The sequence below is a fragment of the Desulfovibrio sp. genome (assembly GCF_018379785.1).
Lineage (GTDB): Bacteria > Desulfobacterota > Desulfovibrionia > Desulfovibrionales > Desulfovibrionaceae > Desulfovibrio.
The window spans coordinates 11,601-36,093 of record NZ_JAGZUV010000026.1 but is presented as its reverse complement, the minus strand read 5'-3'; the positions used below and the strand labels follow the sequence as shown (position 1 = coordinate 36,093).

The window sequence follows — 24,493 nt, the reverse complement described above, 5'->3', positions numbered from 1 at the left end:
GCCCGGTGGAAAGATAAAACAGTGTGCTCATGACTTACCTCGGGCGTTATAAATACACTGATATAAAATGGTTGGCAATTAACGAGTCCTGAACCTAGAAGAACTGGCCCATGCTGAATTCAAGCCTCCCCGATTCCATTTCCTTGTCGTAGTCCTGCACCAGGGGGATGCCGTAGGCGATGCGCAGATCGCCCATGGGCGAACGCCAGCGTAGTTCCAGACCGGCGGAGGCCACCAGATACTTGTCCAGGTCGTTGCCCATGGTCTTCTGGTCGATGTTGAAGCCGCCGTCAAAGAAGGGCACCAGGGCCAGACCCATATCCTTCTGGAAGGTCCAGATATATTCCACATTCAGCACGCCCATGCGGTCGCCGCCGATCTGCTCGCCATTGTACTTGTAATCGCGGGGCGAAAGGTCGGAGTAGGAATAGCCGCGGATGGTGTCCATGCCGCCCAGCCAGAAGCGCTCAAACACGGGCACCGGGTCGTCGGTGTTCTGGAACACGCCGCCCAGTCGGGTGCGTACGTGGAAGGTATTCTGGGGGTTGAAGGACCAGAAGCCCTGCCAGTCGGCCACGGCCTTGACGAAGTTGTCCGTGCCGCCCAGGCCGCCGCCGCCGTATTCCGCCCAGAGGCGGGTGATGGTGCCCTTGGTGGGACGGTCCTTGGCGTCGGTGGTGTCGCGCAGGATGCGGCCGGAAAGGGCGCTGGTCCAGTTCACGCCCTTGTAATCGCTGATGTACGGCGAGGCATCGCTGTGCACGTCGTACAATTCATAGCGCTCCAGGCGGTAGGCCAGGCCCACGGAGGTGTATTCGCCGATGGGATAGGAGGCCCGGATGGTGTCGCCGACGGTGTCCTTGGTAAAGTCGTCCCAGTAGTCGTGCGTATAATAGAGGTCGTTGCCCAGGGAAAGGTCCGTGTCGTAGACGCGGGGGTTGGTAAAGGACAGCATGCCCGTGGTGCGCCGCCAGGAGAAGAAACCCTGCAACTGGAGCCAGTAGCCCCGGCCGAAGAGATTGCGCTCCATGATGGAGGCGGTGACGCCCACGTCATAATAGGTCGAGTAGCCGATGCCGCCCATGATGGCGCCGGTATTGGTTTCCTTGACCTTGACCTTGAGATCCACCTCGTCCTCATTGCCCGTGGGGATCAGTTCCGTGTCCACGGCGGAGAAGTAGCGCAGGCGGTTCAGGCGCTCGCTGGAGCGGCGCAGTTTGGCGCCCTCGTACATATCGCCGTCGCCCAGGCGCATTTCACGCAGAATGACGTTGTCGCGGGTTTTGGTGTTGCCTTCCACCGTGAGGCGGCGGATGAAGACCTTCTGTTTTTTGTTGATCAGATACCCCACGTCCACCTGGGCGCTGCCGTCGTCGGCCTTCATCAGCTTGGTGTCCACTTCGGCGAAAGCGTAGCCGTAGTCGGCGTAGTAGTCCGTCAGACGTTTGGAGTCTTCCTGCATGACCGTCAGGGAGAAGTATTTGTTGGACTTCTCCCAGTCGTCCATCTGCACCACTTTGAGCATGTTGTCTTCGCTGTCGATGACGTCGCCGGCGAATTTCACGTTGCGCACGGTATAGCGCGGGCCCTCGTGCACGGTGAAGGTGATGTAGATGCCGTCGGGTTTGTAGTCCACCTGCGGCGCGGAAACCTGCATGTCGATGAAGCCTTCGTTCAGGCCGTAGGCGGCAATGGCGTTGGTGTCGCGCTCCAGGTATTCATCCTTGAGCACGCCGCTGCCCGTGAACCAGGAGAAGATGTTGCGGGGCTTGAGCGCCATGTACTTGTCCATGTCGCCCTGCTTGAGTTCCTTGAGGCCCTCGATCTTCACTTCCTTGATATAGAGCTTGTTGCCCTCGTCCACGGAGATGACCAGCACAGCGCCCCGGCCGCCCTGGCGGTCTTCCAGGCGGTAGGTGGCCTTGGCCAGGTAATAGCCTTCCTTGCGGTAGAGTTCGGTGATTTTCTGCAAATCGTCGGAAAGCATCTGCTCGTTGAGCACGCTGCCGGACTTGGTGCCCATGGCGGCCAGCACGTCTTCCTGGTCGATATCCTTGGAGCCTTCCACCACGATATTGTCGATGCGCGGCTTTTCCACCACGGTGAAAACCAGGACGCTGCCTTCCATGGAGGCCTGCACATCGCTGAAATAGCCCATGTCCCAGATGCGTTTGACTTCTTCGTTGATGGCGTTGGCGTCCGGCTTGTCGCCCTTGCGGATGGTCAGGCGCATGAGCACGGTGTCCGGGTCCATGATCTTCATGCCGCGCACCTGCACGTCGGCCAGGCCGTCGCCGGCGGCCGCCGGGGAGTGCATGGGCACGAAGCCGGGGCCGTTGTCGGCCTGCGGGGCCGGAGCGGCGGGCGCGGCGGTGCCCAGCATGTCCGAAGCGCGCCCGGCCACGGCCGTGGCGCATTCGCTCAGAGCCACCAGGGAATTGCGCTCAAAACCGGCGGGCACGGCTTCGCCCTGCTCCACGGGCACCAAGCGGGTGTCCATGGTGAAGCCGTCGCCCAATTGATTGAAGCTGCCGTAAATGACCAGTTTGGCGCCGGCTTGGCGCCCAAGGCGGCGGGCCGTGGCCAGATCGATGCTGTTGTCGCCGCTGCGTTCGAACAGGGCGCGGGCCCGGTTCATGGGCACGGCCTTGAGGCCGTTCTGTTCCAGCTGGCTGACGATGAGCTGCGGCACATCGCGGGAGGCATCGGGCATGTCCGGCCCGGCATTGACCTGGAAGGGCAGCACCAGAACCAGGGGCTGCCCGGCCTTGGCCGCCATGACATTCTGGGCGGACAGCGCCTGTAAGGCGCAGGCCAGGGCGGCAAGGCACACGGCCCTGAACAGCACACTATGCAAAAGACTTCTCATACAGAGCCCCCGCTCTAAGTTCCAGGCCGCGGTCCATTCTGGCGGCCAATTCCAGATTATGCGTCACCACTACCAGGGTCATGCCCAGTTCGCGGTTGAGTTCCTGCAGCAGATCCCCCACCTGGGCGCCGCTGATTTCATCCAGATTGCCGGTAGGTTCGTCGGCCAGAAGGACGCGCGGCCGCAAAAGAACCGCGCGGGCGATGGCCACCCGCTGGCGTTCGCCGCCGGACAGGGTGGCAATCTTGCTGTCCGCGCGGGCGGCCAAGCCTACCCGCTCCAGCATGGCACGGGCTTCGGGCAGCACGTCGGCCCGGCGCGCGCCGCCGATGAGAGCAGGCATGGACACGTTTTCCAGTGCCGAAAATTCCGGCAGGAGGTGGTGGAACTGAAAAACAAATCCCAGAGTTTTATTGCGGAAAGCGGCTTTCCGGTCCGGGCTCATCTGGGCCATATCCCGGCCGTCAAAGGCCACGACGCCCGTGCTTGGAGTATCAAGAGCCCCCATAAGATGCAAGAGGGTGGACTTGCCCGAACCGGAAGCCCCCACAATGGCCAGGGCTTCGCCTTCTTCCACAATCAAATTGATATTCTTGAAAATTTCAAGATTTTCTCCAGGCCCGGAAAACTTTTTTCCCACGTCAGAAAATTTGTAGAGCTCGGACATGATTATTCGTAGCGCAGGGCTTCGGCCGGTTCGAGGCGGGCGGCCTGGCGCGCCGGATAAAGAGTGGCCAGAAAACAGAGCAGCATGGCGCTGGCCCCTACGATGAGCACATCGGAAACCGTGATGATGATGGGCAGATGGTCCAGGGTGTAGACGTTTTCAGGCAGTTTGATGAACTGGTAGCGCTTGAGCAGCCAACCCAGGCTCAAGCCGAAAACATAGCCCAGCAGCGTGCCGATGACGCCGATGATGGTGCCCTGAAGCATGAAGATGCGGCGGATCATGCCGCGCGTGGCCCCCATGGACATCATGATGGCGATATCGCGGGTTTTTTCCATGACCAGCATGACCAGGGTGGTAACGATGGAGAAAGAGCCGATCAGCACCACCATGGCCAGCAGAATGAACATGCCGACCTTTTCCAGCTTGAGGGCCGCGAACAGATTGGCGTTCATTTCCATCCAGGTGCGCACGTAGAAAGGCGAACCCAGTTCCGTGGACAGACGCGCGGCGGTCTGATCGGCCTTGAAGACGTCCCTGACCGTGATTTCAATGCCCGAAAGGAAGCCCGGCGGCAGGCCCAGCACGTCACGCGCGGCGTTCAGGGTGACGAAAGCCAGGGAGGAATCGTACTCGAACATGCCGGTCTTGAAGATGCCCACGACTTCAAAAGGCCGGATGCGCGGGGAATAGCCGGAGGCGGTCTTCTGGCCCGAGGGCGAGAGCAGATTGACCCGGCTGCCCACGGCCAGGCCCAGGCGACGGGCCAGCTCCTCGCCGATGATGATGCCCGGCGTGCCCTCTTTTTGCAAATCCTCCGGCGAACCGGAACGCATCTGGTGCAGCAGGGAGAGCACCTCGGGGGCGCTGGCAGGGTCGATGCCGCGCAGCACCACGCCCTTGACGCCGCCGCCCGCGGAAAGCATCACTTCGGTATAAATAAAGGGCGTCGCGCCGGTGACGCCGTCCACCGAGCGGATGCGCCGGGTCAGGTCCTGGTCGTGCTCAAAAGCCGAGGGCACATAGGACATGACGATGGCGTGGGCGTTGGCGCCCAGGATCTTGTCGCGCATGTCCGTGGTCAGGCCGTTGTACACGCCCAGAACCACCACCAGCGCGCCTACGCCGATAGCCACTCCCAGAATGGACATCAGGGAGATGATGTAGATAAAGGTCTGCTTGCGCCGCGAAAAGAGGTAGCGCAAGGCCACAAAGAGTTCGAAGGACATTTGCGGCATTCTGGCCCAGCTTGGCCTGAGATTCAAGACTTTTTTTAGAGCAACGTACCTTTGCAAAGGTACCAGAGCGTTGACAAGGTCAACGCGACCAAAAATCAGGAGCAGGTCACGGCTTTGTCGTGCCGTACAGCGACTGATTTTTGTGTCGTCAAGCGGGATCAGACCATTGACAACCCCTCGTTTTTGTGACGAGGGGTTGTCAATTTTTAGGCCGCAGGAGCGAAAGGAATCCGCTCTGGGGCGTCATTTCGGACGTAAAAAACAAGAAAAATGAGTTGGTTGACTGCATTTCAGGATGATTGCTGGACTGTCTGTATGCATACCAAGGCGATATGTCTACAGTTCATCAACAGATGGACTGTCAATGAATATTTAAATGATGATACTTCCAGTAGCTTAAATTTGCAATATCATATTGCTAATAAAAATTTCACAGTTTTTTACTTTGAAAAAATATTCATTATTTCATCAAGATAGCTCTCCCGCAAATTCTCGAAGCCCAGCCGGAAACCGACAGTCCATCTGTCGGCGAAGGAAGGGAGCATTGGGCTCCGTAGGAATTTTTGAGGAGCGGAGGCTCCTGGGAGGTATGTTATGCTTACGAAGGGCGCTATCGGAAATCTTGTCAATAAGTATCGGGCCGTACTCAAAAAATGCGGCCTGCTCAACGTCTTCGGCTTCCTGGCCGTCGTCGGGGCGCTGGTTCCGGGCGGCGCGGGCCTGGCGGCGGCTGCGAACTGGAACGATAACGAAGTGGTCATCAGCGGCACTGAAACCTACACAGCTACGAACCATAAGGCGTCGCCGACCGACATCGGGGGACAGCATGCGCAATACCTTGAGGCGAAAAAGGTCATTATTCGCGGCGGGTCGCTGACCATCAGCGATGGCGGACGCCTGACCCATTACGTGTATTCGGGAAACCCCGCTTTCCAGGGCATGGACTTCAGGATGGAAAGCGGTTCGCTGAACATCGACGGCAGTCAGGGGCTCGCCACCGTTGACGCCAATACCGTCACCATCAATGGCGGCACGCTGACGTTGACCGGCAAGAGAGATACGGCCGCCTCGGCCTACATCGGCGGCTATAAGGGCATGATCGTCAACGACGGTGCCATCGTGATGAACGACAACAGCCAGTTGTTCGGCGGTTCCGCCATCGGCGCGCAGTTCAAAGGCGGCACAGTCACCATGAACGGCAGCAGCGGCAAGGCCGCGCATATTCAGTTCGGCGGCACGGGAGCCAACAGCATTGAAGGCAATGCCGTCATCGACGTCACCGGCTACGGCCTCATCACAACCGGCGATAATGTGAATATGACGGGCGGCGCGCTGAACATCGCGGAAGCGGGCAATCTCACACTGGGCAACGGCACGGATGTCGCAAAACTGACCCAGAACGGCGGCACTGTGACCAATGCGGGCACGCTGGTTCTGGCCCAAAATTCGACCATGGCCGTCAATGACGGCGGAACCCTGGCCGTGGCGGACAGCGGAAAAATCACTACCACAGCAATTTCCGCGCTGACCTTTAATTCCGGCTCCCTGTTTAACGTCAGCGCCCGGTCCGCTGGGGACGGCACGGGCGTGATTCAGGGCAACGGCAGCGTCACTGTGGATGACGGCGCGAAACTGCGCATCAGCGGGGCCAAAGCGAATCAACAGTACACCGTCACGAAGGGCGTTACCGTCACCCAGACGGGCAACCAGGATGGCTGGAGTGGCGATAATCTGCTCAGCAGCACTTCATTCCTCGGTTTCAGCTTTGATGCCACCACCGGCGAGGTCACGACCCGGGCCAAATCCGCCGCCGAGGCGCTGCCCACGCTGGACGGCGAGCTGGGCAGACTGGCCGTGGGCATGTACGCGGCCGGGCGCAACGACTATTTTGCGGCCGAACGCGGCCGCCGCTTCCTGTCGCGCGCTACGGACAATAATTATATCACGGACGCCAAGCAGGCCGCCGTGACCATTGAAAGCGCGGCGCGCATGGCGCTTGTCGGCGCGGTGCCGCAGATGACCATGGCGGCCAGCAACGCGGCGGGCAATGCTGTGACCCAGCGCACCAGCCTGGCCCAGCCCGGAGGCAACGCCATACAGAGCATGGCTATGGACGGTTCCGTGTCCGGCGCTTCCGCCGGTGACGCTTCCAAGACCGGCTTCGTCATGTGGATCATGCCCCTGTACCAGAGCTCCAACGGCTGGGGTCTGGAAGGCGGCGGCTTTAATCTGGACTACAGCGGCGGCCTGGGCGGCGTGGCCATCGGCGCTGACTATACCTTTGACAACGCCATCCGCGCGGGCATCACCTTCAATATCGGCGGCGGCTATGCCACTGGCTCCGGCGACTTCAACGAAACCACCAACAATATGAACTTCTGGGGCCTGGGCGCGTATCTGGGCTGGGCACAGAACAACTTCGGCGTGACCGCCGACGTGAACTACACCTCCACCTACAACAAGCTGGAGCAGGATCTGCCCGCCGGGATGCGGATGGGCAAGCTCAAGAGCGACGTGACGGCCTATGCCATCAGCGCGGGCCTGCGCGGCGAGTACAAGCTGGAAACCCAGTATCTGGACATCATCCCGCATGTGGGCGTGCGCTACATGAGCCTGAACACCGACGAATACGACGTAAAGAGCGGCGGCACGCTGCTCAAGGGCGACGGCATCAGTCAGAACATCTGGACCTTCCCGGTGGGCGTGGCCTTCTCCAAGCAGATTGCCACGGGCAACGGCTGGCACGTCAAGCCCTGCCTGGATCTGGCCGTGATTCCGGCGTCCGGGGACATCAAGGCCCGCAGCGACGTGCGCTTCACCGGCATGAACGGCACGGCGGAACTGGATACCCAGACCATGGATTATATCTCCTACATGGGTCAGGCCGGTCTGGAATTCGGCAACGACAACGTCAGCTTCGGCGTGAACTACAATGTGCAGGCAGGAGCCCACAGCACGGCGCACGGCGTGTTCGGCACCTTCCGCTATGAGTTCTAGCCCGAAAGGCTGATTGTATCCGCATCAACGCGGCGGCTCCGTAACGTGCGGAACCGCCGCGTCTGGACAGCCGTCCGCCGCTACTCGCTTCCCCGGAGGACGGTTTTTCCCGAGGTCCGCGTCCTTGTCCCTTCCTGAAGGGCGCGGGCAACGGCGCGGCGGTTGCAGGCCGCCGCGCCGTTTACAGACATAAAAAAGGCCCCCGCATCCCGACAGATGCGAGGGCCTTGCTCATTCAGAGTGTTTTGCTTTTGAAACGCTCTACGTTTCAAAAGCTCATTCTGCCGAAAAACGTGGTTTTCGGCAGAATCCACGCCGCTTCGCGGCGCGCCGCACTGTGTGCGGCGTTAGAGCAATTTTAAAGTGAAATTGCTCTAATCAGCGCTTCCCTAAAACTCCGGCCGCAGCAGAGGAAAGAGAATGACCTCGCGGATGGAAGCCGAATCCGTGAGCAACATGACCAGGCGGTCGATGCCCACGCCCTGTCCCGCCGCCGGGGGCATGCCGTATTCCAGGGCGCGCAGGTAGTCCTCGTCCATGCTGTGGGCTTCGTCGTCGCCGGCTTCCCGTTCGCGCACCTGCTCTTCAAAGCGCAGGCGCTGGTCCACGGGGTCATTGAGCTCGGAAAAGGCGTTGGACAGCTCGCGTCCGGTAATGAACAGTTCAAAGCGGTCCGTGATTTCCGGTCGCAGGTCGTTGCGGCGGGACAGGGGCGAGATTTCCGTGGGATAATGATAGATGAAATGCGGCTGGATCAGCTTGCCTTCCACATCCAGGTCAAAGAGCTTGGCCTGGAGTTTTTGCAGGCTTTCGCTGTCTGCGGCCTTTTCGCCGCGCTCGCGGATATAGTTGCGCACTTTGCTGTAATCATTGTAAAAATCAGGGGAATGCCCGCCGATTTCCGTAAGCGAGTCGTGGAAGCTGAGGCGCTTCCAGTGGCCGGGCGTGAGGTCGATTTCCTGGCCCTGATATGTCACCACCGTGGTGCCGCAGGCCGCCATGGCCAGATGGGCGAAGAGCTTCTCCGTGAAGTTCATGAGATCTTCAAAGGTGGCATAGGCCCAGTAGAACTCACACATGGTGAATTCCGGGTTGTGGCGGGTGTCGATGCCTTCGTTGCGGAAACTGCGGTTCAGCTCAAAGACTTTTTCAAAGCCGCCCACCAGCAGGCGTTTGAGGTAGAGCTCCGGCGCGATGCGCAGAAAAAGATCCAGGTCCAGCGCGTTATGGTGGGTTTTGAACGGCTTGGCCGTGGCGCCCCCGGCCAGGGGCTGCATGATGGGGGTTTCCACCTCCATGAAGCCGTGCTCCTCCATGAAGCGGCGGAACTCGCGCACGATCAGGCTGCGCTTGGCGAAGATCTCCCGCGCGCGCGGCGTGACGATGAGGTCCACATAGCGCTGGCGGTAGCGCGTCTCCATGTCCTTGAGGCCGTGGTATTTTTCGGGCAGGGGCCGCATGGAGCGGGTGATCAGCTTGAGGCTGCGACAGGCGATGGTCAGTTCGCCGGTCTTGGTGCGGAACAAGTGGCCGGAAACGCCCACAATGTCGCCCACGTCCAGCTTCTTGACGATCTTGTAAGTCTCTTCGTCCAGATGCTCGCGCGAGGCATAGCACTGGATGCGGCCGCTTTGGTCCATGAGGTGGAAGAAGGCCACCTTGCCGAAGGAGCGCAAAGAGACGATGCGCCCGGCAATGGCAAAGACGTCTTCCTGTTTTTCCAGGTCGTCGCCTTCCAGGCCGCCGAACTTTTCCAGCACCCAGGAAACGGCATGGTCTTTGTGGAAATCATTGGGAAAAAGGGGCACGCCCGCGTCCAGCAGGTCACAGGCTTTGCTGACCCGGTTTTTGATGACCTCGTTGAGATCATCGCGCGCGGCGAAACTTTCCAGCATGGGCATGAAGTATGCCGCATGCGAAGACTTGGTGCCCAGTTTGACAACAGGCTTTTTCTTCTTTTCCCGGTTTTCCACTGAATTCCCCCGCTCTGGCCCTGCCTTGACGATCCGCGAGGCCAGGCCCCGCGCCGTCATGTTCGTCACTGTTCAGGAAAGGAGCGTTACGGTATGCCATTCAGCCGGGAGCGTCAAGATTGTCCGGCCGTCCGGGGCGACCGTGCCGCGGGCGGGAAGGGCTTTCCGGGCTTGAACTGTGCCCGTGTTTGCGTGTATAAGTGCGCTTTCCGCCGGAGGCGCGATTTCCAGGGCAACCGGCGCTTTCCCAAGGACAGTGTCATGCAGAAATACACCGCCTCCTTTCTCGGTCGCGACTGCCCCGGCGTGGTCGCCACGGTGAGCCGCATCCTGGGTGAAACGGGCTGCAATATCGTGGAAGTGACCCAGACCATCCTTTCCGGCGAGTTCGCGGCCATTTTCGTGGTCCAGGCTCCGGAGGGCCGCAGCGCCGAGGAACTGCGCGAGCAGCTCACCGCCGGTCTGGCCGAAGCCCAGGTGGATCTCTCCGTCCTGGTGCGTCCGGCCATTGAGGGGCAGTGGGGCAAAGACCTCAAGTGCGATCCCTTTGTGGTCACCGCCGACGGTCCGGACAAGCCCGGACTCATCGCGGCCATGAGCCGCGTATTCGCCCGCCACGGCGTGAACATCGAAAGTCTCAAGGCCATCCTGGGCGAGGGCGGGGAGGATCACGCGCTCTTCGTGTTTGAGGTTATGGTGCCCGAGGATGCGGATCTGGGCCGCCTGCGCCGCGAGCTGGCCTGCGAGGGCCAGAGCCGCCATCTGCGCGTGAGCGTGCAGCACCGCGATATTTTCGAGGCCGTCCACAGAGTGAGTTCTTTTTAAGGACAGCCGCGCCCGGCTTTTTGCCGGAAAACAACATTCAGCTTTGCAGCGGCAGTCCGGTCCTCTTGCAGGGCGGCAGGCCGCGCATGGTACACAGGATACGCCATGCTTTCAGAACGCGAAGTCATCAGCACCCTGAACATGCTCCGCAACGAGCATCTGGATGTGCGCACCGTCACCCTGGGCGTGAGCCTGTTTGACTGCGTGAGCCACGATCTGGATCTCTTCACCGCCAACGTGCGGGCCAAGCTGCGCCGCTATGCCTCGCAGCTCGTGGCCGTTTGCGACGAAGTAGGCGACAAGTACGGCATCCCGGTGGTCAACAAGCGCATCAGCGTCAGCCCCATCGCCGTGGTGGGCGCGCCCTTCGGCCCGGACGGCATGGTGCGCATCTGCCGCGCCCTGGACGAGGCCGCCAAGGAAGCCGGGGTGGATTTCCTGGGCGGCTTCACGGCCCTGGTGGAAAAGGGGTTCGCCAAGGGCGACCGCGCCCTCATCGAGGCCCTGCCCGACGCTCTGGCCCAGACCGACCGCATCTGTTCCTCCATCAACGTGGCCTCCTCGCGCAGCGGCATCAATATGGACGCCGTGGCTCTGATGGGCGAGCAGATTCTCCGGGTGGCCCAGGCCACGGCCGAGCGCGGCGGCATCGGCTGCGCCAAACTGGTGGTATTTGCCAATATTCCGCAGGACGTGCCCTTCATGGCCGGGGCCTATCTGGGCGTGGGCGAGCCGGACGTGGTCATCAATGTGGGCGTTTCCGGCCCCGGCGTGGTCAAGAAGGCCATTGACCGGGCCTTGGCCGCCGGACACAACGAGCAGGGCGGCCGCCTGACCCTGCTGGATATGGCCGAGGTCATCAAGCGCACGGCCTACAAGGTGACCCGTGTGGGCGAGATGATCGGAACCGAAGTGGCCCGGCGGCTGGGCATCCCCTTCGGCGTGGCCGACCTTTCCTTGGCCCCCACCCCGGCGGTGGGCGACTCGGTGGGCGAAATTTTTCAGAGCCTGGGCCTGTCCAGCATCGGCGCGCCCGGCAGTACGGCGGTGCTCGCCATGCTCAACGACGCGGTGAAAAAGGGCGGCGCTTTTGCCTCCTCCTCGGTGGGCGGCCTGTCCGGGGCCTTTATCCCGGTATCCGAGGATTCCAGCATTGAGGCCGCGGCCATGTCCGGCCGCCTGAGCATCGAAAAGCTGGAGGCCATGACCAGCGTCTGCTCCGTGGGGCTGGACATGATCGCCATCCCCGGCGACACGCCCGCGGCCACTATCTCCGGGCTCATCGCCGATGAAATGGCTATCGGCATGATCAACCACAAGACCACGGCCGTGCGCGTGATTCCTGTGCCCGGCAAAGGCGTGGGCGACGAGGTTTCCTTCGGCGGCCTGCTGGGCAAGGCCGCCATCATTCCGGTGACGCCGGGCGACGCTTCAGGCTTCATCGGTCTGGGCGGGCGGATTCCCGCGCCCATCCACAGCCTGAAAAACTGACGTTTCGTGTGGGAGAGAAACTTTGGTGAACAAAGTCTCTCTCCCACACGCCCCCTTTTTTTTTCTCAAACTTTACCTTTAGAGCAATTTCACTTTGAATTGCTCTGGGAGTGGACCAAGGGGAGTTGCCCCGGTCGGCATTGCCATGGCGCAGTACTTTACATACGGCGAACAGGAAATCACCCACCTCAAGGCGCGGGACAAGCGCATGGCCGAAATCATCGAGCTGATCGGCCCGGTGCGCCGTGAGGTCGTGCCGGACCTCTTTGAGGCTCTGATTCACGCCATTGTGGGCCAGCAGATCGCCACCAGGGCTCAGCAGACCATCTGGGCGCGCATGCGCGCGGGCCTGGGCGCGATCACGCCCGGCGTCATCCGGGGAACGTCCGAGACTGGCTTGCAGGCTTTCGGCCTGTCTTTCCGCAAAGTGGGCTATATGAAGGCGGCCGCCGAGAGGGTGCTTTCCGGCGAATTCGATGTGGAGGCCCTGCGGACCCTGCCCGACGACGCGCTCTGCGCCGAACTGGCGCGCCTGCCCGGCGTGGGCGTCTGGACGGCCGAAATGCTGATGACTTTCTCGTTGCAGCGGCCCGACGTCATCAGTTACGGCGATCTGGCTATTCAGCGCGGCCTGCGCATGCTTTACCGCCACCGTCGTGTCGACCGCAAACTCTTCGACAAATACCGGCGGCGTTACGCGCCCCATGCCACAGTAGCCAGTCTGTACCTCTGGGCCGTGGCCGGCGGGGCCGTTCCGGGCCTCACGGATCCCGCGCCCAAGGCGACGTCCAAAGTCGCATCCCGAAGCGCGCCGCGCCGTACAACGGCACGGAAAAGCGCGTCTGAATGAGAAAGCCCGGCTTGCGCCGGGCTTTCTCATGGAATGTCAATTATCCGTTATTTGCTCTTCCCGGCCGTGGAGTCAAAGGCCGCCGCGCCTGCCTTGGCCACATTTGTGTCCTCGGCCACCGAGCCGCCGCTCACGCCGATGGCGCCCACAATGACGCCGTCCTTGATCAGCAGCTCGCCGCCGCCGAAAATGACCAGCCCGTCATTGGTGACTTCAATGCCGTACAGCTCTTTGCCGGGCTGGGAGGCCGCGCCCAACTGGGCTGTGGACATATTGAAGAAACGGGCCGTGCGGGCTTTTTTGGTGGCGACGTCGATGCTGCCCAGAAACGCGCCGTCCTCGCGCGCAAAGGCTTTGAGGTTGCCGCCCGCGTCCACCACGGCGATATTCATGGGCACGCCCTGGGCTTCGGCTTTGACCAGGGCGGCCTTGAGCACTTCCTGGGCCTGGGCCAAGGTCAGATCGCCGGGCAGTTGTTTTTGAGGACCGGCGGCCTGAACCGTGGCGGCCAGCAGAAGAAGCATCAGAGCAAGGGGAAGAATGCGACGCATAACGCTGCTCCTTGTAAAGGGTGGGGGCGGACCGCCGTGCGGCGGCTCCGCTGAAGCGGCATTATGGTAACATGCGCCGAAACGGCAAGGCAAGCTGTGGTCCCAGGCTCAACGGGCCGGAGCCAGAAAGTATTGCCAGATCAGGGTAAGCAACAGCAGGGACAGCGAGACAGTCAGGAAGCGCCGCACGGCCTTGGCGCCCACCCGGATGGCCGTGCGGCTGCCCAGCCAGTTGCCGATTACGGACCCCCCGGTCATGGCCAGGGCCAAGGGCCAGAGCACCTTGCCGTGCCAGATGAAAGCCACCACCGCGCCGAAATTGGAAGCCAGGTTGAGCACCTTGGAGGTGGCCGAGGCCTCAATGAGCCCCACACGCAGAATCCAGTGAAAGGCCAGGATCAGAAAACTGCCCGTACCCGGCCCGAAAAAGCCGTCATACGCGCCGATCAACAGGCAGACCAGGGGCACCAGCGTCCAGAAGCGCGCGCCTTCCAGCGGGCGGGGCGCGCATTCACGCTCCTTTTTGGGCAGCAGGGTGGCGCACATGCCCACAGGCAGCAGGCCCACCAGGATTTTGCCCAGAATTTCGCTGTTCACATAAAGAGCCAGGATGGAACCGGCGTAAGCCCCCAACAGGGAAAAGACCAGCCCCGCCAGGGCCAGACGCCAGAGCACCAGATGGCTGCGGGCGAAATTGCCCAGGGCCACGCTGGTGCCCACGCAGGAACTGACCTTGTTGGTACCCAGGGCCAGATGCGGCGGCACGCCGGTGAGCAGCAGGGCGGGCATGGTGATCAGGCCGCCCCCCCCGGCGATGGCGTCAATAAAGCCGCCCAGCAGGGCCGCGCCGGTGCAGATCAGGATGGTGCTCAGCGTGAGGGTGAACATGCGGTCCTACCACTCCTTGAAGATGACCCAGGCCGCCAGCACGATCAGCGCGAAGCCCAGAATATGGTTCCAGCGCAGGGATTCATGCAGCCAGAATGTTGAAAAAAGCATGAAGACGCTCAGGGAGATGACTTCCTGAATGGTTTTCAGCTCAGCGGCGGAAAAATAACCGTAACCGATGCGGTTGGCCGGTACCTGCAACAGATATTCGAAAAAGGCGATGCCCCAGCTGGTGAGGATTACCAGCGGCAGGGCCGCGCCCTTGTAACGCAGATGCCCGTACCAGGCGAAGGTCATGAAGATATTGGACAGCGTGAGCAGGCCCACGGTGACAAGGGGAACGGGAATCTGCATGGCCGCCTGCCTTGCGCGAAAAATGCCCATGGGAAAGTATGCGGGCGTTACCGGCTTTTATGCCTCTCCGCCCGATGATTTTACCGCCCCAGGCGGCGCAAAGGCCCGGTTTCCACGAAACCGGGCCTTTGTCATCATAATCTGACGCCTATGCCATATAGACGCGGGTACTTTTTCTGGAGCCCTTGATCAGGATTGAACTGATGACCTCATCCTTACCAAGGATGCACTCTACCGACTGAGCTACAAGGGCGCTGTTAACGAAGATGGCTTCTATCCTATCGGCTGGCCGCCGTCAAGTCTTGCGGCGGAGTTTTTTGCATGCGGTCCGCCAGTCGGCTGTCAGGGCCCGCGCCGCCAGGCAAAACGCCGCCGATACATTCCTCTGCCAGTGTCGTGAAGAGACGCAGAGCCGGGCTCTGGGCCTTATTGACGTGACGGGCGCAGACGGCGTGCAGGGTGTGGGCCGGTTCGACAAAGGGCAGCTCGCGGAGCAGGCCTTCGCGCAATTCCCGCTCCACGCAGAAGCGGGGCAAATAGGAAATCCCCAGATCGGCGGCCACGCAGCTTTTGATGCTTTCAATACTCAGCAGCTCAATGGTTCCGTTCAGGCTGATGTTGCGGCGGCGCAGCGTGTTTTCAAAGAACAGCCGGAACATGCACTGGGGTTCGTTGATAATCAGGCTGGTGGGCAACTTCTGGTCCGGGCGGGTGAAATCCATGTCCGCCGACTGCGGCGCGGCTACCAGAGCCAGGGGAAAATCCCCCAGAGATTCCTGCGACAGCGAGGCGTCCGGTCCCTGGCTGTAAAACACCCCCACGTCCGCCGCGCCGTTGAGCAGCGCATCCCGGATCACGTAACAGTTGAGCGATTGCAGGTGCAGGCGCGCTTCCGGGGCGCGGGCCCGGAAACGGCGCAGAACCTCAGGCAGCTTGCAGGCCAGCAGGGTTTCGCCCACAGCCACGCGCAGCAGGCCGCGCGGCTCTTCCCGCCGGGCCGCCGCGTGCAGGCCGTCCAGGGCTCTGGCCAGTTCGCGCACTTGAGGCATGAGGCCGTGGCCTGCCTCGGTGAGACGCATGCGGCGGCCCACTTTCTCGAACAATTGCAGACCCAGTTCCTGTTCCAGTTGGCGAATCTGGAAGGTGACCGTGGATTGCGCGCAGCAGAGGCGGCGCGCGGCTTTCTCGAAGCTGCCCTCGTCCACCACAGCGTTGAGGGCCTCCAGACGGCGCAGATCCATGCTCGCCTCCTTTTCATCGAATTCATCGAAGAGTAAAAGCAAAAATATTCACTATTCCGATGGAACTATCGACGCTATGCTGGGAAAAAGCAAGGAGAATGTCATGTCTTTCGTCGCCTTCTATTCCTTCCTGAGCTACGCGCTGATCGCCGCCGTGACGCCGGGCCCCAATAACATCCTGGCGCTGAGCAGCGTCGCGGCGCACGGCCTGCGTCGCAGCGTTCCCCTGCTGGCCGGCATCAGCGCCGGTTTTCTGGCCGTCATGCTGCTCTGCGGGGGCGCGGCGCTCGTTCTGGCGCGCATGCTGCCGGGGCTGGCCGCCTGGCTGGTCTGGCCGGGCGCGCTCTATATTCTCTGGCTGGCTTGGCGGATGGCGGCGGGCGGCGCGGGAGAGGAGGGGGGCAGCGGGGTTACGGGCCGCCCGCTGGGATTCTGGAGCGGGCTTGCGCTGCAATTCGTCAATGTGAAGGTGCTGCTCTGCGGCCTCACGGCCCTGACCAGCTTTGTACTGCCGCATGCGCCGGACGGACCGCATGTGCTGGGCTGCGCCCTTGTGTTCGCGGCGCTGGGCGTCGCCTGCAATCTGCTCTGGGCCGGGGCGGGCGGCCTGTTGCGGGAGACGTTCCGGCGGCACGGCCGCGCTCTCAACCTGCTGCTGGCCGGGTTGCTGGCGGCCAGCGTGCTGCAGATGTTTATGTAGATCGCGTCCCGCGTCAGGCTTTGTCCGGGACTGGAGCCAACGCGCGGGCCAGGGCCCTGAACAGGGCGCGGGAGGCATGCGGCGCGATTTTGGCCGTTGTTGCCGCCTGGGCGGCGCGGGCCTCCCGCGCTTCCCGGACACAGCGGCGCAGTTCCCCAGGCGCGGGCCGGTCCGCCGGAACGGCATCAGCGTCCGGCATGGCCCGCAGCAGCGCTTCCAGCAGGCTTTCCACTTCCGTTTCGGGCGCGGCCAGGAGGCGCTCGCGCCATTGCTCCACCTGATGGAAGCGCGCGGTGTCGGCCGCGGCCGCGTCCGGCCTGGCGTCCAGGGCCGCGCGCAGGGGCCCGGCAGCGGTTTCGCGCATCAGGCGGCCGATATACTGCATTTGTCGGCGGCGGCCCTCATGATCGCGGATGCGGGCATACAGGGTCAGGGCTTCCCTCAGATCCGGCGTCAGGTCAAGATGTCGCAGTTCCGCCGGGGACAGGCGGGTCAGTTCCTCGCCCAATGCCTGGAGGGCCAGGCTCTGGCGTTTTTTGGACGAACGGCTGGGGGCTTCCGCATTGTCCGCATTGCCGCCAGCCTGCCACTGATAATTTTTTTTACGGGGCATGATGATTCCGGTCAGATGTAAATGCCCAGGATCACGCCGACCAGCACCACCGGCGAGATGATCCCGTTGAGCGTGAAAAAGGCGGTGTTCACATGGCGCAGATCCTGGGGGCGCATCAGCCTGTGTTCCACCAGAAGCAGAACGCCGATGCCCAGGCAAATGGCGTACCAGGGCCAGGAGAGATGGGCCGCCAGGCCCGTCAGCAGCAGGAAAATGGCGGTCATCACATGGGAGAAGGCCGCCAGGGCCAGGGCCGTGTCCGGCCCGTAGACCGAGGGCACGGAACGCAGGTCGAAGGCCAGGTCGAAATCCAGGTCCTGAAAGGCGTAATAAATGTCAAAGGCGCCCACCCAGAAGGTCACGGCCAGGAAGAGCAGCACGGGCGAAAGATCCATGCCCGCGGGGTTCACGCTGATCCATCCGGCCAGCGGGGCCAGGCCCAGGGTGGCTCCCAGCCAGAAGTGGCAGAGGGCGGTGAAACGCTTGAGCAGGCTGTAGGCGGCCGCGAACAGCAGGGCCGGTACGGCCAGCCAGAAACAGAGGCTGTTCAGGCAGGCGCAGGCAATGATGAAAATCAGGGCCGTGGCCCCGCAAAAGGCCCAGGTCTGGGCGACGCTGATGTCGCCGGTGACCAGGGGGCGATCCATGGTGCGCGGATTGTCGCGGTCAAAGGGCAGATCCACCAGGCGGTTGAAGGCCATGGCAAAGGAGCGCACGGCCACCATGCCGATGGTCAGAAAAATCAGGCTGCGCAACGGCGGCAGGCCCCGCGCGGCCAGAACGGCCCCGGCCCAGGCATAGGGCAGCGCGAAGACGGAGTGCTCGATCTTGATCATCCGGCAGATGTCGGCAAACTGGCCGAAAGGCGTGCGCATGCTGTTATCCTCCACAGTCGGCGGGGTCGCCGTGCAGTTTGTCAAAGGCATGGGGGAGGGCGGGCAGCACGGCGGCCAGGTTTTCCTGCACGCCCTTGCGGCTGCCCGGCAGGTTGATGATGATGCTCTGGCCCAGTACCCCGGCCACGGCGCGGGAAATGGCGGCGTACGGCGTTTTGTCCAGGCTCGCGGCCAGCATGGCCTGGCTGAAGCCGGGCAGGGGCAGGTCCAACAGGGCCGCCGTGACCTGGGGCGTGATGTCGCGCGGGGAAAGCCCCGTGCCGCCGGTGGTACAGATCAGGTCATAGCCCTGGTTCAGGGCCAGATCCGTAAGCAGGGCACGCAATTGCGAGGCTTCATCCGGCAGCAGGAAACCCTGGCTGTGGCAGAGGGGCAGGTGCGCCGCCGCCAGATCCGCGATGGCCGGGCCGCTCAAGTCCTCGCGCATGCCCTGGGAACCCTTGTCCGAAAGTGTGACCCAGGCCAGGGAACGGCCTTCCTTGCGCACTTCCAGGCGTACGGCGTCGTCCAGATTGGGGAGCGGCGCGATATCCGTGAGGGCGGTAAGTATGGGACAATTGTAGGCGTGCGCATGGCGCAGTCCGGGCGGCGTGGTCAGCCAGATGCGCCCGGTGACGCAGAACAGCGCCGTCCCGTCCTCTGTATACAGGCGGGTTCCTACCCGCATCCGGGTCATGGGCCGGGGAACGGCTTTCGTCAGACAGTGGGCGGGCCAGACGTCCGCACCGGGCAGGGCGGCGGGAAAAAGCGGCAGCCCGTCGCCGGTCCGGCAGGGCTGTAATCGCAGGCTGAGATGCATGGGTACTCCGAAAGGGATTGCTTGCCCGGCGCTGTTGCTGAAAAAATTTCTTCGGCGGCCAAGACAGACGCATTTTTTTGCTCCGGTCGCATGCCTCGCGGACGTATGTCCTTCACAAAAAGCGTTTTTTGGGCAGGAAGGACAAAATTTTTTTCAGAGCAAATTAATTTCAGCGTCAACCTGCTCCGGAGGCAGCGCCCCGGGCAGCGCTCGAATAGAATATTGTAGCCGTAAGCGCAATGGGTTACAAGTCCGTTACGCGCCGGAGGCTTCCCGTGTTTTTTCCGGCGGGTTGCCGGAATGAGGTGAGTTAGAGCCATTTCACTTTGAAATTACTTTAACGTCGCACACGGCGCGCCGCGCCGCGAAACGGCGTGGATTCTGGCGAAAAGCACGTTTTTCGCCAGAATGTCAACTTTGAAATTTGTAAAATTTCAAAGTTAATCTGCTCTAGACGGTTGACGCATGAAATGCCTCGACTGCTCTGTAAGAATTTGCGGACAAATCCTTGCCGCGAAATGCGAGCAGGCGGCCTTTGCCGCCGTAACCGCGCATTTCATGTGTTATAATGTTCCAAGGAGTAGCGCATGCCCACCCGCAGTCAGGACCAGACCCAGAATCTGCATATCCTCGGCACGGGCCGTCTTCCGGCCTTTGAGGACGGCCCCGGCGTCGGTCTGCTGGAGTCCTTTCCCAATTGTTACCCGCAGCGGCCCTATGTGATCAGCATCAGTTTCCCCGAATTCACCTCGCTCTGCCCGGTGACCGGCCAGCCGGACTGCGGGACCATCAGTGTGGAATACGTGCCGGACAAGCTCTGCGTGGAATCCAAGAGCTTTAAACTCTATATGTTCGCCTTCCGCAATCACCAGTCCTTCATGGAGACGATCACCAACACCGTGCTGGAAGACCTGCGCGAGCTGCTCGCGCCCTGCTGGTGCCGGGTCAAAGGCCTGTTCGTGCCGCGCGGCGGCACGCGCATCCATGTTTTCGCCGAGGAGTTCAAGGAAATGCCCGAGGAGCAGGACCGGCGCGTGCGCGAGGCCGTGCGGGCCTGGCGGTCGGAGATTGATCCGCACCGGTCCTGAGGGCTCGGCGTCGGAGAAACGGATCTGAGCATGCCGGATCGCGCCTGTCCTCAACCCGCGCGGGCCGCTTCGGGCGGGATGCTGCGCACGGCGGCCCTGTTGGGCGGCTTTACCCTCGGTTCCCGTCTGCTGGGCTTGGCCAGGGATATGGGCATGGCTTGGCTGCTGGGCGGCGGGGCGGCGGCGGACGCCCTGGTGGCGGCCATGCGTCTGCCCCATGTGCTGCGCCGCCTGCTGGGTGAAGGCTCCTTGTCCATGACCCTTACCGCCGGTCTGGTGCGCCGTTCCCACGGCCCGGCGGGCGATGCGGCGGAGGAGCGGGGGCGGGCGCATGCCTTGCGCCCCCTGGCGTCGGCTCTGGCTGTGCGCTTGGGCCTGGTGCTGGTCGTGTTGACTCTGGCTGGCCTGCTGTCGGCGCCCTGGCTGGCCTCGGCGCTGGCTCCCGGCTTTTCCGGCCCGGAAGCGGCGCGGGTGACGGATCTGCTGCGGATCTGCCTGCCCTACCTGCTTACGGCGGGTATGGCCGCCTTGGGCATGGCTCTGCTGCACAGCATGGGGATTTTCTGGCTGCCCGCCCTGTCGCCCGCGCTGTTCAACCTGACCATGCTGCTGTTTACGGCCGCTGCGGCCCTCGGCGGCTGGCCGCCCGCGTCCACCCTGGCTCTGGGCATGTTCTGCGGCGGGCTGGTCCAATGGCTGGCGCAGTGGCTGGCCCTGCGCCGCCTGCTGCCGGGCGAGGCGTTGCCGGAGCCGGTGCGCCCAGATCGGCCTGATCGTCCTGATTGGCCTGGCCGTCCGGATTACGACATCCGGGCGCAAGCGGCGCGTGAAAATCCGGGCCGGGTTGCCTGGCGCTGCCTGGCGCAGCTGCCCGCCGGTCTGCTGGGGGCCGCCGCGCCGCAGTTGGCCATGCTGGCGGCCATGAGCCTGGCGTCGGACCTGGGCCAGGGGCAGGTGGCGGCGCTGTATTACGCCGAGCGCCTGCTGGAACTGCCGCTGGGCCTGGTGGGCGTCTGTCTGGGCATGGCCAGCCTGCCCACTTTGAGCCGCCTTGCGGCGGAACGGAATTTTTCGGCCTTTGCCGGGCAACTGGGCACGGCCCTGCGCTGGACCCTGCTGTTCAGCCTGCCCGCCGCCGCCGGTCTCTGGGCCGTGGGTCCGGACCTGGTGGACGCCCTGCTGCGGCACGGAGCTTTTGACGACCGGGCCGCGTATGAAACCGGGCTGGCGCTCTGGGCCTATCTGCCGGGCCTGCCCGCTTTTGCGCTCAACCGCAGTTTGCTGGCGGGCTGCAACGCTCTGGCCGAAACGCGGCGCACCGCCGTCAGCGCGGGCTGGGCCGTGGCGGCGACACTTGCGGCCGGGACCGTGCTGGGCCATAGTCTTCCCGCGCTTTGGTCGTCCATGGCCCCGGCCTTGGCCGTGAGCTTGGGACTCTGGCTCCAGACCTGCCTGCTCTGGCGCGGGCTGCGCCTGGCCTTGCGACGTTGCGGGCAGGCCGCTCCGGCAGTGCCCCGGCGGGTGCTGGCGCAGCAGGCGGCGGCGGCTCTGGCCGCCGGAACTGCCGCTGCCCTGGCCGTTTGGGCGGCATCGGCCGCGCGGACGGCCGGTTGCTGGTGGGGCGGGCAGTGGAGCGCACTGGCCCTGGCTATTGCCGCCGGGCTGGCGGGATGGCTGCTCTGTCTGGCCGTCTTGGGCAATGAGGATCTGGCCGCTCTGGCGGGCCGCCTGCGCGAGCTGCGCGCAAAATGAGAAGGAGGGCGTAAGGCCGCCGGCTTTGCGCACACGAAATATATGCCCTACATTACACACGGCACGCGCCGCTGGCTGGCTTTGGCCGCCTGGGCGGCGGGACTTCTGCTTTTTCTGCTGCTCGGCCTCTGGAATCTGAACAGCAGCCGCCGGGATGCGGAAAACCGGCTCATCAGCGAGGCCGGGCGCACGGCCGCGCAACTGGCGGCCCTGCTTTCTTTGCCCGCCTGGGAGCTGGACGAGCTGACGGCCCGCACCATCGTCATGGCCGCCATGGAGGACGACAGCATTTACGCGGTCAAGGTCCAGACCAAGCGGGGCATGCTGGAAGGCCAGCGTCGCAATTATCAGTGGGAGCCCGTGCCCTGGGACGATGAAATCGCGGAAAACACCGTACAGGGCATGAATCCGCTCAAGATGGAAGGCCGGACCGTCGGCTCGGTGGAAGTATATCTCTCGCCGCGTTTGAGCGCGGAGGAGCAGGCCCTGACGGCCCGGCGCGAAGTCTGGCGGTTTGCCCTGGCGGCCCTGTTCTGGACAGGAGTGCTGCTTTTGCTGCTCTGGCACTGGGGGGATCTGGCCCGCCTGCGCCGCCTGCTGGCCCGGAAAACGGATGCGGCCCTGCCCGGACCTGATGCGTCCGCGCCGGAAAAAATCGTGCTGGGTCTGAGCGCTTCCACGGCCGAGGGCGATAACGCTCCGGACGGGCGGGATGGCCGGACTCCACAGGCCCACGGCGCGCCCGTGTCTTGTTTTGCGCCGGTCAATCCGGCGCTGGGCCGGAGTTTCCAGCGCAAGCATGCCGACGCCTGGCAGATTACCGCCGGGCTGTTCCGCCAGTGCTTTGCCCGCGCGCCCGAACTCCTGAGCCGCCTGTACGCGGACGGCGAAACGGCGGGTCTCTGTCATCTGGGACGCATGCTCGAACTGGCGGCCCCCTGTCTGGGCGCGACCCGCCTGGCCGAGGCGGCACGGGCCATGCAGGCGGCCCTCAATGACCCGCAGTGTGAAACCGCCGCGCTGGCCGTGGAAGAGTGCATGCGCGCCCTGGAGGATGTGCTGGCGGCGTTGGGTGGAGAGAAATAAGGGAAGCGCTGGGTAACTTTTTGCGCGGGGCTTCCACAAGCAAGGAGTGTGTCATGGGCTTTTTTTCAGCCGTCAAAAAAATCTTCGGCGGATCGCGCCAGGATGAAAATGCGCCGCAGCCTTCCGATGCCGCGGACGAGTCGCAATCTTCCGAAATTGGGGCTGAAGCGCGGCATGAGCCCGAAACAGCGCCCGCGCGTGAGCCTGGGGGCGGGGCCGCACTGCCCCAGGAAGCCGCGGCGCCTGTGAGCCCGGCCCCGGAAGTTGTTCCGGAACCCGCCCCCACTCCGTTTGAGGAAAAGGGTGTTGCGGGGGCGCCCGCTCCGGCTTCCGGCATCTCCGGGGAAGACGAGGCCCTGACCCTGCGCCTGCGCGAGGCCGAACCCCGGCTTTCAATCTGGCTGGGCATCATCCTGGAGGATGTGGACGGCGTCGGCGACCTGCTCTGGCAGCGCCTGGCATTTCTGCTGCGCTCCCTGGACGCGCCGCAGGACGAGGTTCAGGCCTTTGTGCACGATTTTCAGGACTGGCTTGAGCGCATGGAATACCGCTATGTGGAGGAATTCCGCTCGGAACTGCAATACCGCTTGGCCCTGGCCCTGGACCTGGAGGATGAGGAAGATGAGCGCAGCCGTCTTTTTCTGAAGATCAGCGAAGGGCTCTCGCGTACCCGCGAACAGTTCGCGCGTCGCCTGGACACGCTTTTCGCCGGCCACGGCGAACTGGACGAGCAGTTCTGGGAAGAGCTGGAAGAGCTCTTCATCATGGCCGACCTGGGCTATGAGCCTTCGCTGGAATTGGTGGAGCGCCTCAGGGAACGCGCCCGCCGGGAAAAAGCCACCCGCGCCGAGCAGGCCCGGGAGCTGCTGCTGGCCGAGCTGGAGGAGATTTTCCACGCGCCGCGCCGCATTTCAGCCGTAAATCCGCCCGAAGTGGTGCTGATGATCGGTGTCAACGGCGTGGGCAAGACCACCACCATCGCCAAGCTGGCCCACCGCGCGCGCATGCAGGGCAAGAAGGTGATGATCGCGGCCGGGGACACCTTCCGTGCGGCGGCCATCGAGCAGTTGCAGGTCTGGGCCGAGCGGGTGGGCGCTCTGTTCCACGCCCGCCCGGCGGGTTCGGACCCGGCCTCCGTGGCCTTTGAGGCCGTGGAGCGGGCCGTGCGGGAAGGCGTGGACGTGCTCTTTGTGGATACCGCCGGACGTTTGCAGACCAAGGTCAACCTGATGGAAGAGCTGACCAAAATCCGTCAGGTGCTGGGCAAGAAACATCCCGGCGCGCCGCACCGCAGCATTCTGGTGCTGGACGCCACCACCGGCCAGAATGCTCTTTCCCAGACCAAGCTCTTCAAGGAGGCCGCCGGCGTGGACGAGTTGATCCTGACCAAACTGGACGGCACGGCCAAGGGCGGAGTGGCTATTGCCGTGGCTATGCAGCATCATCTGCCCATCACTTTTGTGGGCCTGGGTGAAAAAATGGAGGATCTGCGCCCCTTCAACGGCGCGGATTACGCCCGCGCCCTGCTGGGTGAGCCCGCCGCCGGAAATTAGCCGAACCGGACACGCCCGTGTATTATGCCTGTGTTTGCGCCATCGACAAGGACGAGACGCCC

20 protein-coding genes and 1 tRNA gene are annotated in these 24,493 nt (G+C 63.1%); 9 read left to right on the top strand and 12 right to left on the bottom strand.

Going from position 1 to position 24,493, the window contains the following annotated elements; genetic code table 11:
- Positions 1-94: 94 nt before the first annotated feature.
- From bamA to KH208_RS07470, 3 genes are read right to left on the bottom strand one after another with little or no spacing between them, the layout of a single operon-like run.
- Positions 95-2,869, bottom strand: coding sequence for an outer membrane protein assembly factor BamA (gene bamA / locus KH208_RS07480; RefSeq protein WP_291435173.1), 2,775 nt, complete (start codon positions 2,867-2,869; stop codon positions 95-97).
- Positions 2,850-3,536, bottom strand: a complete 687-nt coding sequence (locus KH208_RS07475; RefSeq protein WP_291435172.1) for an ABC transporter ATP-binding protein — start codon at positions 3,534-3,536, stop codon at positions 2,850-2,852. The genes bamA and KH208_RS07475 overlap by 20 nt, the downstream gene beginning before the upstream one ends.
- Before the next feature lie 2 nt (positions 3,537-3,538).
- On the bottom strand, positions 3,539-4,765 hold the full coding sequence (locus KH208_RS07470; RefSeq protein WP_291435171.1) for a lipoprotein-releasing ABC transporter permease subunit: 1,227 nt from the start codon (positions 4,763-4,765) through the stop codon (positions 3,539-3,541).
- Positions 4,766-5,368: 603 nt separating this feature from the next.
- Between KH208_RS07470 and KH208_RS07465 the strand changes: the two genes are divergently transcribed.
- A complete protein-coding gene (locus KH208_RS07465) occupies positions 5,369-7,771 on the top strand; it encodes an autotransporter outer membrane beta-barrel domain-containing protein (RefSeq protein ID WP_291435170.1) in 2,403 nt (800 codons plus the stop codon).
- Positions 7,772-8,160: 389 nt separating this feature from the next.
- Here KH208_RS07465 and lysS read toward each other — a convergent pair whose 3' ends face one another.
- Positions 8,161-9,666 carry a lysine--tRNA ligase gene (gene lysS / locus KH208_RS07460; protein ID WP_062254836.1) on the bottom strand — a complete coding sequence of 502 codons (1,506 nt, stop codon included), beginning with the start codon at positions 9,664-9,666 and terminating at the stop codon, positions 8,161-8,163.
- Between the two features lie 339 nt (positions 9,667-10,005).
- Here lysS and KH208_RS07455 point away from each other — a divergent pair, with 339 nt between their 5' ends.
- The 3 genes from KH208_RS07455 (at position 10,006) to KH208_RS07445 (ending at position 12,910) form a co-directional block, all read left to right on the top strand.
- Positions 10,006-10,569 carry an ACT domain-containing protein gene (locus KH208_RS07455; RefSeq protein WP_008685878.1) on the top strand — a complete coding sequence of 188 codons (564 nt, stop codon included), beginning with the start codon at positions 10,006-10,008 and terminating at the stop codon, positions 10,567-10,569.
- A 105-nt stretch (positions 10,570-10,674) separates the two neighbouring features.
- A complete protein-coding gene (locus KH208_RS07450) occupies positions 10,675-12,060 on the top strand; it encodes a PFL family protein (RefSeq protein ID WP_008685875.1) in 1,386 nt (461 codons plus the stop codon).
- Between the two features lie 145 nt (positions 12,061-12,205).
- A complete protein-coding gene (locus KH208_RS07445; protein ID WP_291435167.1) occupies positions 12,206-12,910 on the top strand; it encodes a DNA-3-methyladenine glycosylase 2 family protein in 705 nt (234 codons plus the stop codon).
- Positions 12,911-12,957: 47 nt separating this feature from the next.
- On the opposite strand, the gene KH208_RS07440 is transcribed toward KH208_RS07445, so the two are convergent.
- From KH208_RS07440 to KH208_RS07420, 5 genes are all read right to left on the bottom strand, one after another.
- Positions 12,958-13,461 carry a heme-binding protein gene (locus KH208_RS07440; RefSeq protein WP_008685871.1) on the bottom strand — a complete coding sequence of 168 codons (504 nt, stop codon included), beginning with the start codon at positions 13,459-13,461 and terminating at the stop codon, positions 12,958-12,960.
- 108 nt (positions 13,462-13,569) lie between these two features.
- On the bottom strand, positions 13,570-14,349 hold the full coding sequence (locus tag KH208_RS07435; protein WP_062253020.1) for a TSUP family transporter: 780 nt from the start codon (positions 14,347-14,349) through the stop codon (positions 13,570-13,572).
- A 6-nt stretch (positions 14,350-14,355) separates the two neighbouring features.
- On the bottom strand, positions 14,356-14,703 hold the full coding sequence (locus KH208_RS07430) for a DMT family protein (RefSeq protein WP_062253019.1): 348 nt from the start codon (positions 14,701-14,703) through the stop codon (positions 14,356-14,358).
- Between the two features lie 177 nt (positions 14,704-14,880).
- Positions 14,881-14,956: transfer RNA gene (locus KH208_RS07425), tRNA-Thr, on the bottom strand.
- 25 nt (positions 14,957-14,981) lie between these two features.
- Positions 14,982-15,944 (bottom strand): LysR family transcriptional regulator, encoded by a 963-nt coding sequence (locus KH208_RS07420; RefSeq protein ID WP_291435162.1) that lies wholly within the window; start codon positions 15,942-15,944, stop codon positions 14,982-14,984.
- A 103-nt stretch (positions 15,945-16,047) separates the two neighbouring features.
- On the opposite strand from KH208_RS07420, the gene eamB reads away from it, so the two are divergent.
- Positions 16,048-16,644, top strand: coding sequence for a cysteine/O-acetylserine transporter (gene eamB / locus KH208_RS07415; protein ID WP_291435160.1), 597 nt, complete (start codon positions 16,048-16,050; stop codon positions 16,642-16,644).
- A 13-nt stretch (positions 16,645-16,657) separates the two neighbouring features.
- Here eamB and yjgA read toward each other — a convergent pair whose 3' ends face one another.
- The 3 genes from yjgA to KH208_RS07400 are packed head-to-tail and all read right to left on the bottom strand — an operon-like array spanning position 16,658 to position 18,952.
- Positions 16,658-17,257 (bottom strand): ribosome biogenesis factor YjgA, encoded by a 600-nt coding sequence (yjgA, locus tag KH208_RS07410; protein WP_291435158.1) that lies wholly within the window; start codon positions 17,255-17,257, stop codon positions 16,658-16,660.
- An 11-nt stretch (positions 17,258-17,268) separates the two neighbouring features.
- Entirely contained in the window at positions 17,269-18,132 is an 864-nt protein-coding gene (locus tag KH208_RS07405) for a 4-hydroxybenzoate octaprenyltransferase (protein WP_062253016.1), read from the bottom strand.
- A gap of 4 nt (positions 18,133-18,136) precedes the next feature.
- Positions 18,137-18,952 carry a MogA/MoaB family molybdenum cofactor biosynthesis protein gene (locus tag KH208_RS07400; protein WP_291435154.1) on the bottom strand — a complete coding sequence of 272 codons (816 nt, stop codon included), beginning with the start codon at positions 18,950-18,952 and terminating at the stop codon, positions 18,137-18,139.
- Between the two features lie 587 nt (positions 18,953-19,539).
- On the opposite strand from KH208_RS07400, the gene queF reads away from it, so the two are divergent.
- From queF to ftsY, 4 genes are read left to right on the top strand one after another with little or no spacing between them, the layout of a single operon-like run.
- Positions 19,540-20,040, top strand: a complete 501-nt coding sequence (gene queF, locus KH208_RS07395; protein ID WP_062253014.1) for a preQ(1) synthase — start codon at positions 19,540-19,542, stop codon at positions 20,038-20,040.
- A gap of 30 nt (positions 20,041-20,070) precedes the next feature.
- Positions 20,071-21,792, top strand: coding sequence for a lipid II flippase MurJ (locus tag KH208_RS07390; RefSeq protein ID WP_291435152.1), 1,722 nt, complete (start codon positions 20,071-20,073; stop codon positions 21,790-21,792).
- A 42-nt stretch (positions 21,793-21,834) separates the two neighbouring features.
- Positions 21,835-22,878 (top strand): hypothetical protein, encoded by a 1,044-nt coding sequence (locus KH208_RS07385; RefSeq protein ID WP_291435151.1) that lies wholly within the window; start codon positions 21,835-21,837, stop codon positions 22,876-22,878.
- A 53-nt stretch (positions 22,879-22,931) separates the two neighbouring features.
- Positions 22,932-24,431, top strand: coding sequence for a signal recognition particle-docking protein FtsY (gene ftsY / locus KH208_RS07380; protein WP_291435149.1), 1,500 nt, complete (start codon positions 22,932-22,934; stop codon positions 24,429-24,431).
- The last annotated feature ends 62 nt before the right edge of the window (positions 24,432-24,493 follow it).